Origin of the sequence: Streptomyces pilosus, assembly GCF_014649835.1 — a bacterium.
In the GTDB taxonomy this organism is placed as follows: domain Bacteria; phylum Actinomycetota; class Actinomycetes; order Streptomycetales; family Streptomycetaceae; genus Streptomyces; species Streptomyces pilosus.
In genome coordinates this window covers 172808-186475 of the sequence record NZ_BMTU01000001.1, presented here as the reverse complement: position 1 = coordinate 186475, position 13668 = coordinate 172808, and the positions used below count along the sequence as shown (strand labels likewise).

The window sequence follows — 13668 nt, the reverse complement described above, 5'->3', positions numbered from 1 at the left end:
TCAGGCCCCCGCGGCCTCCAGCTCGTGCGCGTACGGCGGTTCCGCGCCCGCGCGTGAGCAGGTGACCGCCGCCGCGCGCGCCGCGAGACCGAGCAGGTCCCGCCAGCCCTCCGCGCCCAGCGCGGCGACCCCCTCGGCGCCGAGCGCGTCGCGGGCCGCCAGACCGTGCAGCAGCGCCGCGTTCACGGTGTCACCGGCGCCGATCGTGTCGACCACCTCGACCCGCTCACCGGGCACCGCGTACGCGTGGCCGTCCCGGGTGTACGCGGTCAGCCCGTCCCCGCCCCGGGTGACCACGACCGCCGCCGGGCCGGCCGCCGCCCACTCGCGCGGGGACCCGCCGAGCCAGTCGGCGTCCTCCTCGGACAGCTTCAGCAGCGTCACCGACGGCAGCCAGGACCGGAACCGCTCCCGGTAGGCGTCCGCGTCCGGGATCAGGCCCGCCCGGATGTTCGGGTCCAGCGCCGTGAACACACCCCGGGCGGACGCGGCGCGCAGCAGCTCCTCGTACGCGCTCGCACCGGGTTCCAGCACCAGTGAGCAGGTGCCGAAGGAGACCGCGCGGGTACCGGCGGGCAGCGCCGGGGGCGCCGTGAACAGCCGGTCCGCGGTTCCCTCCACGTAGAAGGAGTAGGCCGCCGATCCGCCCGCGTCGACCGTGGCCACGGCGAGCGTCGTCGGCTCCTCGCCGCGCTGCACCGCCGACACGTCCACGCCCGTCTCCCGCAGCCGGCCCAGCAGCGCCTCGCCGAAGGCGTCGCGGGACACCCGGGAGCAGAAGGCGGTGGGGGAGCCCAGGCGGCCCAGCGCCACCGCCGTGTTGAACGGCCCGCCGCCGAGCGCCGGCGTCAGCGCCGCGAGCGCGCCCGGGCCGCGCGGTACCAGGTCAATCAGTGCCTCACCGGCTACGACGATCACAGGGGATTCCCTTCTCCGGGACGGTCGGGGCAGCCGCAGGACGTGCGGTGCACGAAGGCGCAGGGGAGCTGTTCGGTCCGCGCGGGGAGGCCCGGCTCGGCGAGACGCTCCAGCAGCATGCTGACGGCCCGGGCGCCGATCTCCCTGCTGGGCTGGGCGACGGCCGTGAGACGGGGGGAGAACAGATCCGCCCAGGGGAAGTCGTCGAAGCAGCACAGGGCGATGTCCCCGGGCACGGACAGGTGGTGGTCGCGCAGCGCCCGCAGCGCGCCGATCGTCATGGCGTTGTTGGCCGTGACGAGCGCGGTGGGACGGGCACCGAGAGCCAGGAGGCCGGCGGTGGCCCGCTGCGCCCCCGCCGTCCGGGAGTCGCCCCGCACCAGGATCCGCTCGTCGTAGGGCAGACCGGCCGCCGTCAGGCCGCGGCGGTAGCCGGCGACGCGCTCGTCGGTCGTGCTGAGTCCGGGCAGGCCGGCGACCAGGGCGATGCGGCGGTGGCCGAGTCCGGCGAGGTGGGTCACCAGCCGGGCCGTCGGCTCCTCGGACTCGGCGCCGACCTGGTCGAAGCGGGGTCCGTCGCCGGTTCCGGGCGCCTCGACCAGCCGGTCCAGGAACACGGTGGGCACGCGGTGGCGCCCGAGGTAGGCCAGCAGCTCGCGGGGACGGGGGGAAGGGGCGACGATCATGCCGTCCACGCGGCGCTCGTGGAGGAGCTGGACGACCTCGCGCTCGTGTCGCGGGTCGTCGTGGGGGTCGGCGACGAGGAGGCCGTAGCCGTGGTCCAGGGCCGCGGCCTCGACGCCCTGGAGGATCTCCGTGAAGTACGGGTTGCCGACGGCGGAGACGGCCAGGCCGATCGACCGGGTGCGGGAGGTGACCAGGGAGCGGGCGAGGGTGTTGGGGGTGTAGCCGAGTTCCTCGACGGCGTCGAGGACGGCCCGGCGGGTGTGCGGGCGCACCGGGCGGGTGCCGTTGAGGACGTGCGAGACGGTGGCGACGGAGACGCCTGCGCGGCGGGCGACGTCCGTCATCGTCGCCATGGTCCTCCCTCGATTCCGTTCCCGGCCGCTGCGCGTACTCGGGGCGGGACGCTATCCCATGCGACGGGGGCGCGTAAACGCTTGCGCAAGCGTTCACGCGCGGGCGGAGGGGCGGGGTGAGAAGGCGGGGACGGGGTCGGTATGGTCGTCGGGAGTTGTCCTCGAGTCGTCTTCTACTTGTCCGAGCAGGGGAGATCCATGTCCGGCCGGCCCGTCGCGCGTCGTCGTACCGTTCTGCGGGGAGCGGCGCTCGCTCCCGTCGCCGGGCTGGGGCTCACCGCGTGCGGGGGCGCGGGTGACGACCGGGCGGCCCCGCTGAGCGAGCCCGTCGAACTCGGTCCCGAGAGCGAGGTCGCCGCGGGCGGCGCCAAGCTCTACCGGGACCACAACGTGGTGGTCAGCCGCGGCGCGGACGGCACCCTCACGGCGTACGACACCCTCTGCACGCACGCGGGCTGCCCCATCAACAAGCTGGACGGGACGCGGCTGATCTGCCCCTGCCACGGCAGCGAGTTCGACGTCACCACCGGCAAGGTGCTGCGCGAGCCGGCCGTGGCACCCCTGAAGCCGCTGACCGTAGAGGTGAAGAACGGCACGATGGTCGCCGCCCCGCAGGTCTGACCGGAGTCACTCCCAGTCCCAGGCGATGCCCAGGTAGCCCGGTCGCACGCGCGGTTCCACCAGGTGCACCGAGTGGTGCCGCCCCCGCAGCGGCAGCTCCTGACGCCCACCGCGCGGTGCCGCCGCCGAATGCTGGGTGAACCGGTGGCAGCGCACCGGGACCGCCCCGGAGTCGAAGCACACCTGGAGCGCGTACTGGCCGCCGGGGGAGCCCGCCGCGCGCACGTACTCGCGCGAGACCCCGGCCGTGCCGTCCTCGACGGCGTAGCGGAAGAGGAACGTGTCGCCGGCCCGAAGCCGGGTGTCGAAGAGCAGCTCGGCCGCGAGCACACCGGTGTCGTGGTGCCGGCGGACGCGCCCGGTGCGGCAGTTCTCCAGGGCGTGCACGGTCATCCGCTCCGGCGCGGAGCCGGGGTCGCCGCGGTGCACGGCCACGTAGCGGTCGACTCCGTCCCGGTGCGCGCGCACGATGTGGTGCGACTCGCACTCCGCCAGCTCCCGGCGCGCTCCGATCCGTACCCGCTCGTGATGGCCGAGGGTGTGCAGTCCGCCGTCGCGCGGGATACCGAAGTCGGCCAGCAGACGGTCCAGGGCGCCGGACGCCGCCACCAGGGAGCGGTGGGAACGGCCGGGGGCGCGGCGGTCCGCCACGTGTTCGTCCGACTCGGCGAGCAGCCGGATCAGCGACTCCTCGGGAAGCTGCAGGATCTCCTCCAGCGCGCGGACCGCCCGCAGCGACTCCGGGCGCTGCGGACGCCGGGCGCCCTGCTGCCAGTAACTGAGGCTGGTGACGCCCACCTTCACACCGCGGCGCGACAGGTGGTGCTGCACCCGTTGCAGCGGCAGTCCCCGCGCGGCTATCGCGGCGCGCAGGGCGACGTGGAACGGGCCGCCCCGCAGGGCCGAGTCCAGTTCCGCGGTGGCGACGTCCGCGTGCTGTGTGGCGTGCGGCATGCAGGGGCCTTTCTGTGTATGTCCACAACGGCTGGTCAGACCGTTCGCGCGGGGCACCCCGGGGCCGCCCCCGTCGGCGCGGCCGGTCCTTCACATCCGTACGCCGCCGTTCAGGCCCCGAGTTCCCCCGCATTGAAGCGTGTTGACCAGGTCCCGACAACACCTGACGCCCAACGGCGGCGCACACGTGCCGGGGGCCGTACCGGCCCGTGGCCGGTACGGCCCCCGGGGCACGTACCGTGATGCGCTTTTCGTCCGTTCTTCCCGCCGGCGGAGCCGCAGGAGCCGCTTGTGGACCCGGTTCAGGCCCCGCCGGCCCCGTCCTGGTCCCGCAGAGCCGACCGCAGGCGCTTGGCGCGCACGATGTCCGGATCGCGTGGGTCGAGGGACTCGGGCAGCGCGGACCTCTCCTCCGCGTACCGGCGGGACCGGGCCGGCCGTCGTGTTTTCTCGATCCGCGTCTGTCGCATCCGACCAGCCCTCCGACTCGTGACCACCTTCGTGGCCGCCCCCGTGACCGGCTGCCGATCTCCCGGGGCACGGACCCCCCACCTTCCCGCTTCCCACCCGCCGTAACCCCTCCGCGGCGCACCGGACCGCCGTCCGTCCACAGGCCCGCCGCGGTGTCGGTCCCCGCCAGTAGGGTGTGAGACATGGCCGACCCCTCCAGCTACCGCCCCAAACCGGGTGAGATCCCCGACTCACCGGGGGTCTACCGGTTCCGCGACGAGCACCGCCGGGTGATCTACGTCGGAAAGGCGAAGAGCCTGCGCCAGCGCCTGGCGAACTACTTCCAGGACCTCGCCGGGCTGCACCCCCGCACGCGTTCCATGGTGACCACGGCCGCGTCCGTGGAGTGGACGGTGGTGTCCACGGAGGTCGAGGCGCTTCAGCTGGAGTACTCCTGGATCAAGGAGTACGACCCCCGGTTCAACGTCAAGTACCGCGACGACAAGAGCTACCCGTACCTCGCGGTGACGATGAACGAGGAGTTCCCGCGCGTGCAGGTGATGCGCGGTCACAAGAAGAAGGGCGTCCGCTACTTCGGCCCGTACGCGCATGCCTGGGCGATCCGCGACACCGTCGACCTGATGCTGCGCGTCTTCCCGGTGCGCACCTGCTCGGCGGGTGTCTTCAAGAACGCCGCCCGCACCGGCCGTCCGTGTCTGCTCGGCTACATCGACAAGTGCTCGGCGCCGTGCGTCGACCGGGTGTCCGCCGAGGACCACCGTGAACTGGCCGAGGAGTTCTGCGACTTCATGGCCGGCCGCACCGGCACCTACCTCCGCCGCCTGGAGCGGCGCATGGCGGACGCGGCCGAGGAGATGGAGTACGAACGGGCCGCGCGTCTGCGCGACGACATAGGCGCCCTGAAGAAGGCCATGGAGAAGAACGCGGTCGTGCTGGCCGACGCGACCGACGCCGACCTGATCGCGGTCGCCGAGGACGAGCTGGAGGCGGCCGTCCAGATCTTCCACGTGCGCGGCGGACGCGTGCGCGGCCAGCGCGGCTGGGTCACCGACAAGGTCGAGGAGATCACCACCGGCGCCCTGGTCGAGCACGCCCTGCAGCAGCTCTACGGCGAGGAGACCGGCGACGCCGTCCCCCGGGAGGTGCTGGTCCCCGCCCTGCCGGACCCGGTGGAGCCGATCCAGCAGTGGCTGACCGAGCGGCGCGGCTCGGGCGTCTCGCTGCGCATCCCGCAGCGCGGGGACAAGAAGGCCCTCATGGAGACGGTGGCACGCAACGCCCAGCAGGGGCTCGTGCTGCACAAGACCAAGCGCGCCTCCGACCTCACCACGCGCTCGCGCGCGCTGGAGGAGATCACCGACGCGCTGGACCTGGACAGCGCCCCGCTGCGGATCGAGTGCTACGACATCTCCCACCTCCAGGGCGACGACGTGGTGGCCTCCATGGTCGTCTTCGAGGACGGGCTGGCCCGCAAGAGCGAGTACCGCCGCTTCCAGATCAAGGGCTTCGCGGGGCAGGACGACGTCCGCTCCATGCACGAGGTGATCACCCGCCGCTTCCGGCGCTACCTCGCGGAGAAGGAGCGGACGGGGGAGTGGACCGACGGCGAGGACCCGGGTGCCGGGACGCCCGCCGGAGGGCTCGCCGAACCGCCCGGGAACACGCTCACCGAGGACGACGGCCGCCCCCGGCGGTTCGCCTACCCGCCGCAGCTCGTGGTGGTCGACGGCGGCGCCCCGCAGGTCGCGGCGGCCCGGCGGGCGCTGGACGAACTGGGCATCGACGACATCGCCGTGTGCGGCCTCGCCAAGCGCCTCGAGGAGGTCTGGCTGCCGGGTGACGACGACCCGGTGGTGCTGCCCCGCAGCAGCGAGGGCCTCTACCTGCTCCAGCGGGTCCGTGACGAGGCGCACCGCTTCGCGATCACCTACCAGCGCGCCAAGCGCGCCAAGCGTTTCCGCGCCAGCCCCCTGGACGACGTACCCGGCCTCGGCGAGACCCGCAAACAGGCGCTGCTCAAGCACTTCGGCTCGTTGAAGAAGCTGCGATCGGCGACAATCGACCAGATCTGCGAGGTTCCGGGCATAGGCCGCAAGACGGCCGAGACGATCGCCGGGGCCCTCGCGCGGGCGGCGCCCGCCGCCCCCGCCGTGAACACGGCCACGGGCGAGATCATGGATGACACGGAAGAACCCGGGCAGGCGACGGGTTCTCCCGGGGAGCCCGTGTCCACGGGCGCCCCGGACGAACGACGGGGGCAGGAACGATGACCGAGCACGAGACGGGACGCGCGGCGGAGCAGGACGGGGCGCGGCAGCACACGGGCGGGACCGAGACCCGCCGGGGCGCCCGCCGGAACAACGGAGCACAGGTGGAAACGGGCAAGGACAAGGCCGGGGTGCCCGAGGCGGGCATCCCCGAGCTGGTGATCATCTCCGGCATGTCCGGGGCCGGCCGCTCGACGGCCGCGAAGTGTCTGGAGGACCTCGGCTGGTTCGTCGTGGACAACCTGCCGCCCGCGCTGATCACCACCATGGTGGAGCTCGGCGCGCGTTCCCAGGGGAACGTGGCGCGGATCGCGGTCGTCGTCGACGTCCGCGGCCGGCGCTTCTTCGACAACCTGCGCGAATCCCTCGCCGACCTCGACGGGCGGGGCGTGACCCGGCGGACGGTCTTCCTGGAGTCCTCCGACGAGGCGCTGGTGCGCCGCTTCGAGTCCGTGCGCCGTCCGCACCCGCTCCAGGGCGACGGCCGGATCGTCGACGGCATCGCCGCGGAGCGGGAGCTGCTGCGGGAGCTGCGCGGCGACGCCGACCTGGTGATCGACACCTCCAGCCTCAACGTGCACGAGCTGCGCGCCAAGATGGACGCCCAGTTCGCCGGTGAGGAGGAGCCCGAGCTGCGGGCCACCGTCATGTCCTTCGGCTTCAAGTACGGCCTCCCGGTCGACGCCGACCTGGTCGTGGACATGCGGTTCCTGCCCAACCCGCACTGGGTCCCCGAGCTGCGCCCGTACACCGGCCTCAACGAGGAGGTGGCGTCGTACGTCTTCAACCAGCCCGGCGCCAAGGAGTTCCTCGACCGGTACGCCGAGATGCTGCGGCTGATCGCCGCGGGCTACCGCCGCGAGGGCAAGCGCTACGTGACCATCGCCGTCGGCTGCACGGGCGGCAAGCACCGCTCGGTCGCCATGTCGGAGAAGCTCGCCGCCCGGCTCGTCGCCGAGGGTGTGGAGACGGTGGTCGTCCACCGGGACATGGGACGGGAATGACACGACGTACTCCGCGGCTGAGCCGGCTGCGCAGAGCGGTCCCCGAGGGCCGCGCCGGCCGCCCGGTCGAGACCCGTGGCGCCAGACCGCGCCGCAGGGGCACCCAGCCCAAGGTCGTCGCCCTCGGCGGCGGCATGGGCCTGTCCGCCTCACTCGCCGCGCTGCGCCGGATCACCGGTGACCTCACCGCCGTCGTCACCGTCGCCGACGACGGCGGCTCCAGCGGCCGCCTGCGCGACGAACTGGGCGTGCTGCCCCCCGGCGACCTGCGCAAGGCGCTGGCCGCGCTGTGCGGGGACGACGACTGGGGCCAGACCTGGGCGCGTGTCATCCAGCACCGCTTCCAGTCCCAGGGCGACCTGCACGAGCACGCGGTCGGCAATCTGCTGATCGTCGCCCTGTGGGAGCAGCTCGGCGACCACGTCCAGGCCCTGGACCTGGTCGGCCTGCTGCTCGGCGCGCACGGGCGGGTGCTGCCCATGTCCGCCGTACCGCTGGAGCTCCAGGCCCTGGTCAAGGGCCACGACCCGGAGCGGCCGGAGGAGACCGACACGGTCCGCGGGCAGGCCACCGTCGCCCTGACCCCCGGCGAGGTGCAGTCCGTGCACCTCGTGCCGAACGACCCGCCGGCCGTGCCCGAGGCGGTGGAGGCGGTGCTCGACGCGGACTGGGTGGTGCTCGGCCCCGGCTCCTGGTTCTCCTCGGTCATCCCGCACCTGCTCGTACCGGAACTGCTGGACGCCCTCGTCGAGACGAAGGCGCGCCGGGTACTCTCGCTGAACCTCGCGCCGCAGCCGGGAGAAACCGAGGGCTTCTCCCCGCAGCGTCATTTGGAGGTTTTGGGACGACACGCCCCTAAACTCGCCCTGGACGTGGTGCTGGCCGACGAGGCCGCCGTGCCCGACCGCGACCTGCTCACCGACGCCGCCAAGCGGTTCGGGGCCGCGGTCGAGCTGGCCCCCGTGGCCCGGCCCGACGGAAGCCCCCGGCACGACCCGGAGCTGTTGGCCGCCGCGTACGACCGTATTTTTCGGATGCATGGAAGGATCGGCCCATGGCGATGACGGCAGCGGTGAAGGACGAGATCAGCCGGCTCCCCGTCACCCGTACCTGCTGCAGAAAGGCGGAGGTATCCGCCATCCTGCGGTTCGCCGGCGGCCTCCATCTGGTGAGCGGGCGCATCGTGATCGAGGCGGAGCTGGACACCGCGATGGCGGCGCGCCGGCTCAAGCGGGACATCCTGGAGATCTTCGGCCACAGCTCCGAACTGATCGTGATGGCCCCGGGCGGCCTGCGCCGCGGCTCGCGCTACGTCGTCCGGGTGGTCGCGGGCGGGGACCAGCTGGCCCGCCAGACCGGTCTGGTGGACGGCCGGGGCCGCCCGATCCGCGGTCTGCCCCCGCAGGTGGTCTCGGGGGCTACCTGCGACGCCGAGGCGGCCTGGCGCGGTGCCTTCCTGGCCCACGGCTCCCTCACCGAACCCGGCCGTTCCTCCTCCCTCGAGGTGACCTGCCCCGGTCCCGAGGCCGCGCTCGCCCTCGTCGGCGCCGCCCGCCGGCTGCACATCGGTGCCAAGGCGCGCGAGGTGCGCGGGGTGGACCGGGTCGTGGTGCGCGACGGCGACGCGATCGGCGCGCTGCTCACCCGGCTGGGCGCGCACGAGTCGGTGCTGGCCTGGGAGGAGCGCCGGATGCGCCGCGAGGTGCGCGCCACGGCGAACCGGCTGGCCAACTTCGACGACGCCAACCTGCGCCGCTCCGCCCGCGCGGCCGTCGCCGCCGGCGCGCGGGTCCAGCGCGCCCTGGAGATCCTCGCCGACGACGTGCCCGAGCACCTCGCCGCGGCCGGCCGGCTGCGCATGGAGCACAAGCAGGCCTCCCTGGAGGAGCTGGGCGCGCTCGCCGACCCGCCGCTCACCAAGGACGCCGTGGCGGGCCGGATCCGCCGGCTGCTGGCCATGGCCGACAAGCGCGCCTCCGACCTCGGCATCCCGGGCACGGAGGCCAACATCGGCGAGGAACTGGAAGACAAGCTCGTCGTCTGACACCCCCTCAGCACACCGGCGCCGTCGCCCGGTCGGGTGGACGGCGCCGGTTCCCGTGTGTCGTGATGGCGCCCTTGACTCGATCATGTTGTGTCATGAGCCTGGCATCTGTTCGCCGCTGTGGCGGACCACTCCCAGGGGGGCTCATGAGACACAGAGCGAGATCGATCCTCGCTGTCGGCACGCTCCTGATCGGCGGAGCGGGCCTCGTACCCGCCGCCCAGGCACAGCCCGGTGACCCCGCGGCCTCCGACCCCGAGGAGGTCAAGGTCTTCCGCGCCGACGTCCGCAAGGAGCAGGTACCCCTGCTGCTCGCGGCCGGGCAGGACGGCCACGAACTCGGCGAGCGGGTGCCCGACAAGGGCACCGCCACCGTCGAGGTCTACCTCACCGACGGACAGGCCCGGAAGCTGGAGGAACGGGGCCTCGACCTCGAGGAGCACACCCTCTCCGCCCGCGCGGAGAACCGCGTCCAGGACGCCGCCGAGGGCGTGTTCCGCCCCTACAGCGGAAAGGGCGGCCTCAGGGAGGAGATCCTGCGCACCGCGCGGGAGCACCCCGACCTCACCAAGGTCGTCTCCATCGGGAAGACGGTGCAGGGCAAGGACATCCTCGCCCTGAAGCTCACCAGGAAGGCCAAGAAGAGCAAGGACGGCTCCCGGCCCGCCGTGCTCTACATGTCCAACCAGCACGCGCGCGAATGGATCACCCCGGAGATGACCCGGCGGCTGATGCACCACTACCTGGACTCCTACCGGTCGGACAAGCGGATCAAGAAGCTCGTCGACACGACCGAGCTGTGGTTCGTCCTCTCCGCCAACCCCGACGGCTACGACTACACGTTCGCCGACGACGCCAACCGCCTCTGGCGCAAGAACCTCCGCGACGTCAACGGCGACGGCGCCATCAGCACCGGCGACGGCGTCGACCTCAACCGCAACTTCCCCTACAAGTGGGGCTACGACGACGAGGGCTCGTCCCCCAACCCCACCAGCCAGACCTACCGCGGCGCTTCCCCGGGCTCCGAACCCGAGACCAAGGCCGTCGACGCCTTCCAGAAGCGCATCGGCTTCGCCTACGGCATCAACTACCACTCCGCCGCCGAACTCCTCCTCTACGGGGTCGGCTGGCAGGTGGCCACGCCCACCCCCGACGACGTCCTCTACGAGGCCCTCGCCGGTACCCCGGACAACTCCGCGATCCCCGGCTACCACCCGCAGCTCTCCTCCGAGCTGTACACCACCAACGGTGAGGCCGACGGCCACGCGGCCAACGTCAACGGCATGGCGATGTTCACCCCCGAGATGTCGACCTGCCAGACCGTGTCCGACGCCGACCCCGACGACGAGTGGAACGCGCGCGACTGCCGCTCGGGCTTCAACTTCCCCGACGACGAGAGGCTGATCCAGCAGGAGTTCGCCAAGAACATCCCGTTCGCGCTCTCGGTCGCCGAGTCCGCCGCCCACCCCGACCGGCCGTCCTCCGCGGTCGGCATCGAGGCCGCGGACTTCACCCCGGCCGCCTTCACGACGTCGTTCGCCCGGGGCGCCGACCAGGAGGTGTCCGTCGTCGCCCGCAAGTCGGTGCGCGACAAGGAGCTCAGGTACCGCGTCAACGGCGGCCGTACCCACGACGCCGACCTGAGGCGCTGGAAGGGCGGCGAACGCTACGGCGGTGAGGACAACCTCCACTTCGACGAGTACCGGGCGAAGGTCAGGCACGCCCGGCCCGGCGACACGGTCGAGGTGTGGTTCACCGGCGAGGCCCGCCGCGGCACGAAGGTGTCCAGCGAGCGCTTCACCTACACCGTGGCCGAACGCCCCCGCGCCGACGTCCTGGTCGTCTCCGAGGAGGGCGCGAAGGCCACGCAGACGCAGCTGTACGTCGACGCGCTCGAGGCGGGCGGCCACCGCGCGGCCGTCTGGGACGTCGCCGAGCGGGGCGCCCCGGACGCGCTCGGCGTGCTGAGCCACTTCCGCACGGTCGTCCACCACACCGGAGCGGCCGCCCCGGGCATCGCCACCCAGCTCCAGCTGCGGGCCCACCTCAACGAGGGCGGCCGGCTGATCGAGGCGGGCGAGCAGGCCGGCGGCAGCGTCGACCTCGGCGGCGGCACCCTCTCCAACGACTTCAGCCAGTACTACCTGGGCGCCTACAACCGCACCGCGACCGCGGGGGTCACCGGGTTCACCGGCGCCGGCGCGCTGGACGGCGTCACCGGGCCGCTCGGCGACACGCCCGGCAACCCGCTGGACCGGGCCGGCACCTACGCCGTCACCTCCGACGAACTCCCCGCCGACCGGTACCCGCTGTTCGCCAGCGCCGGAGCCGGACAGTACCCCGGCACGGTCAGCCCGTACGGGCCCTACGCAGGCTCGTACATGGCCGCCGCCGTGCACACCGACGACGGCTACAAGCGGCTCACCCGCACGGTCGACCTGACGGACGTCACGGCGGCCGAGCGGCCCGCCCTGCGCACCCGGCTGCTGTGGGACACCGAGCCCGGCTACGACCACGTCCTCGTCGAGGCCCACACGGCCGGCGCCGGCGACTGGACGACCCTGCCCGAGGCCGGCGGCGCCACCCGCGCCACCGTGCCCGCCGAGTGCGAGGCGGGGTTCTACATGACCGGGCACCCCTGGCTGGCGCACTACCTGACGCTGTCCGACGAGGGGTGCGCCGCGACCGGCACCACCGGTTCCTGGAACAGCCTCACCGGGTCCTCCGGCGGCTGGCGGCAGGTGGAGTTCGACCTGAGCGCCTACGCCGGGAAGACGGTCGAGGTGTCCCTCGCCTACGTCACCGACCCGGGCAGCGGCGGCCGGGGCGTCCTCGCCGACGAGGCCTCCCTGGTCGTCGGCGGCACGGCCACCCAGACCGAGGGTTTCGAGACATCCCTGGGCGTGTGGAAGGCGGCCGGACCGCCCGCCGGCAGCCCGGCCGTGCTGAAGGACTGGACCCGCACCGGAGCGCTGTTCCGCACGCACGCGGCGGTCACCACCGACGACACGGTGCTGCTGGGCTTCGGCCTGGAGCACCTCACCTCCGCGGCCGACCGGGCCGCGCTGCTCGGCAGGGCGCTGGACGCCCTCGGCGGGTGACACCACCCGTCGGCACGGACCGGTGATCCGCGGCGGGACGGGGTGAGAAACGGCCACCGGTAAGTGCGGTACCTGCCCTACTGGCGGGTAGGTACCGCACTGCCGGGTATGGGGCAACTCGATGTCACGACCGGGGCCCCGGAGAGGTAGGGTCGACAGTGGTCGGGGACATCCCAAATACAGCTCGCCGGCGTCAGAGCCGGCGTACCAACGAGGAGATCGGTTCGTGACGATCCGCGTAGGCATCAACGGGTTTGGCCGCATCGGTCGCAACTACTTCCGCGCGTTGCTGGAGCAGGGCGCCGACATCGAGATCGTGGCCGTCAACGACCTGGGTGACACGGCGACCACGGCTCACCTGCTGAAGTACGACACCATCCTGGGCCGCCTCAAGCAGGAGGTCTCGCACACCGAGGACACCATCACCGTCGGCGACAAGACGGTCAAGGTCCTCTCCGAGCGCAACCCCGCCGACATCCCGTGGGGCGAGCTGGGCGTCGACATCGTGATCGAGTCGACCGGCATCTTCACCAAGAAGGAAGACGCCGAGAAGCACATCACCGGCGGCGCCAAGAAGGTCATCATCTCCGCCCCGGCGAAGAACGAGGACATCACCCTCGTCATGGGCGTCAACCACGAGCAGTACGACGCGGCGAACCACCACGTCATCTCCAACGCCTCCTGCACCACCAACTGTGTGGCGCCGATGGCGAAGGTCCTGGACGAGAACTTCGGCATCGTCAAGGGCCTGATGACGACGGTGCACGCGTACACCAACGACCAGCGCATCCTGGACTTCCCGCACAAGGACCTGCGTCGCGCGCGTGCCGCCGCCGAGAACATCATCCCGACCACCACCGGTGCCGCGAAGGCCACCGCCCTGGTGCTGCCGCAGCTCAAGGGCAAGCTGGACGGCATGGCCATGCGCGTCCCGGTCCCCACCGGCTCCGTCACCGACCTGGTGGTCGAGCTCTCCCGCGAGGTCACCAAGGAAGAGGTCAACGCCGCCTTCCAGAAGGCCGCCGAGGGCGAGCTGAAGGGCTACCTCGAGTACACCGAGGACGCGATCGTCTCCTCCGACATCGTCAACGCCCCGGCGTCCTGCACCTTCGACTCGTCCCTGACCATGGTTCAGGACGGCAAGAACGTGAAGGTCATCGGCTGGTACGACAATGAGTGGGGCTACAGCAACCGTCTCGTCGACCTGACGGTCTTCGTGGGCAACCAGCTCTGATCGCGGAGCGGACG

Annotated in this window: 11 protein-coding genes; 7 read left to right on the top strand and 4 right to left on the bottom strand. The window is 72.5% G+C overall.

Annotated elements, in window-relative coordinates; genetic code table 11:
- Together IE118_RS00875 and IE118_RS00870 are read right to left on the bottom strand one after the other, a co-directional pair.
- Positions 1–918: a carbohydrate kinase family protein gene (locus IE118_RS00875; RefSeq protein ID WP_189555250.1), complete on the bottom strand. Its 918-nt coding sequence runs from the start codon at positions 916–918 to the stop codon at positions 1–3.
- A complete protein-coding gene (locus IE118_RS00870) occupies positions 915–1958 on the bottom strand; it encodes a LacI family DNA-binding transcriptional regulator (RefSeq protein ID WP_189555249.1) in 1044 nt (347 codons plus the stop codon). Before IE118_RS00870 ends, IE118_RS00875 begins: the two co-directional genes overlap by 4 nt.
- Positions 1959–2156: 198 nt before the next feature.
- Between IE118_RS00870 and IE118_RS00865 the strand changes: the two genes are divergently transcribed.
- Entirely contained in the window at positions 2157–2579 is a 423-nt protein-coding gene (locus tag IE118_RS00865) for a Rieske (2Fe-2S) protein (protein WP_189555248.1), read from the top strand.
- A 6-nt stretch (positions 2580–2585) separates the two neighbouring features.
- Here the strand turns inward: IE118_RS00865 and IE118_RS00860 are convergent, their stop codons facing one another.
- Both IE118_RS00860 and IE118_RS00855 read right to left on the bottom strand, forming a co-directional pair.
- Complete coding sequence (locus IE118_RS00860) at positions 2586–3533, bottom strand: hypothetical protein (RefSeq protein WP_189555247.1); 948 nt, start codon at positions 3531–3533, stop codon at positions 2586–2588.
- A gap of 302 nt (positions 3534–3835) precedes the next feature.
- Positions 3836–4003, bottom strand: a complete 168-nt coding sequence (locus IE118_RS00855) for a hypothetical protein (RefSeq protein WP_189555246.1) — start codon at positions 4001–4003, stop codon at positions 3836–3838.
- 183 nt (positions 4004–4186) lie between these two features.
- On the opposite strand from IE118_RS00855, the gene uvrC reads away from it, so the two are divergent.
- From uvrC to gap, 6 genes are all read left to right on the top strand, one after another.
- A complete protein-coding gene (gene uvrC, locus IE118_RS00850; RefSeq protein ID WP_189555245.1) occupies positions 4187–6274 on the top strand; it encodes an excinuclease ABC subunit UvrC in 2088 nt (695 codons plus the stop codon).
- Positions 6271–7275 carry an RNase adapter RapZ gene (gene rapZ, locus IE118_RS00845; protein ID WP_189555244.1) on the top strand — a complete coding sequence of 335 codons (1005 nt, stop codon included), beginning with the start codon at positions 6271–6273 and terminating at the stop codon, positions 7273–7275. The genes uvrC and rapZ overlap by 4 nt, the downstream gene beginning before the upstream one ends.
- Positions 7272–8339 carry a gluconeogenesis factor YvcK family protein gene (locus tag IE118_RS00840; protein WP_189555243.1) on the top strand — a complete coding sequence of 356 codons (1068 nt, stop codon included), beginning with the start codon at positions 7272–7274 and terminating at the stop codon, positions 8337–8339. Before rapZ ends, IE118_RS00840 begins: the two co-directional genes overlap by 4 nt.
- Positions 8330–9319, top strand: a complete 990-nt coding sequence (whiA, locus tag IE118_RS00835; protein ID WP_189555242.1) for a DNA-binding protein WhiA — start codon at positions 8330–8332, stop codon at positions 9317–9319. The genes IE118_RS00840 and whiA overlap by 10 nt, the downstream gene beginning before the upstream one ends.
- Positions 9320–9465: 146 nt before the next feature.
- Positions 9466–12420: a M14 family metallopeptidase gene (locus tag IE118_RS00830; RefSeq protein ID WP_189555241.1), complete on the top strand. Its 2955-nt coding sequence runs from the start codon at positions 9466–9468 to the stop codon at positions 12418–12420.
- A 226-nt stretch (positions 12421–12646) separates the two neighbouring features.
- Positions 12647–13654 (top strand): type I glyceraldehyde-3-phosphate dehydrogenase, encoded by a 1008-nt coding sequence (gene gap, locus IE118_RS00825; protein WP_189555240.1) that lies wholly within the window; start codon positions 12647–12649, stop codon positions 13652–13654.
- Positions 13655–13668 lie beyond the last annotated feature (14 nt).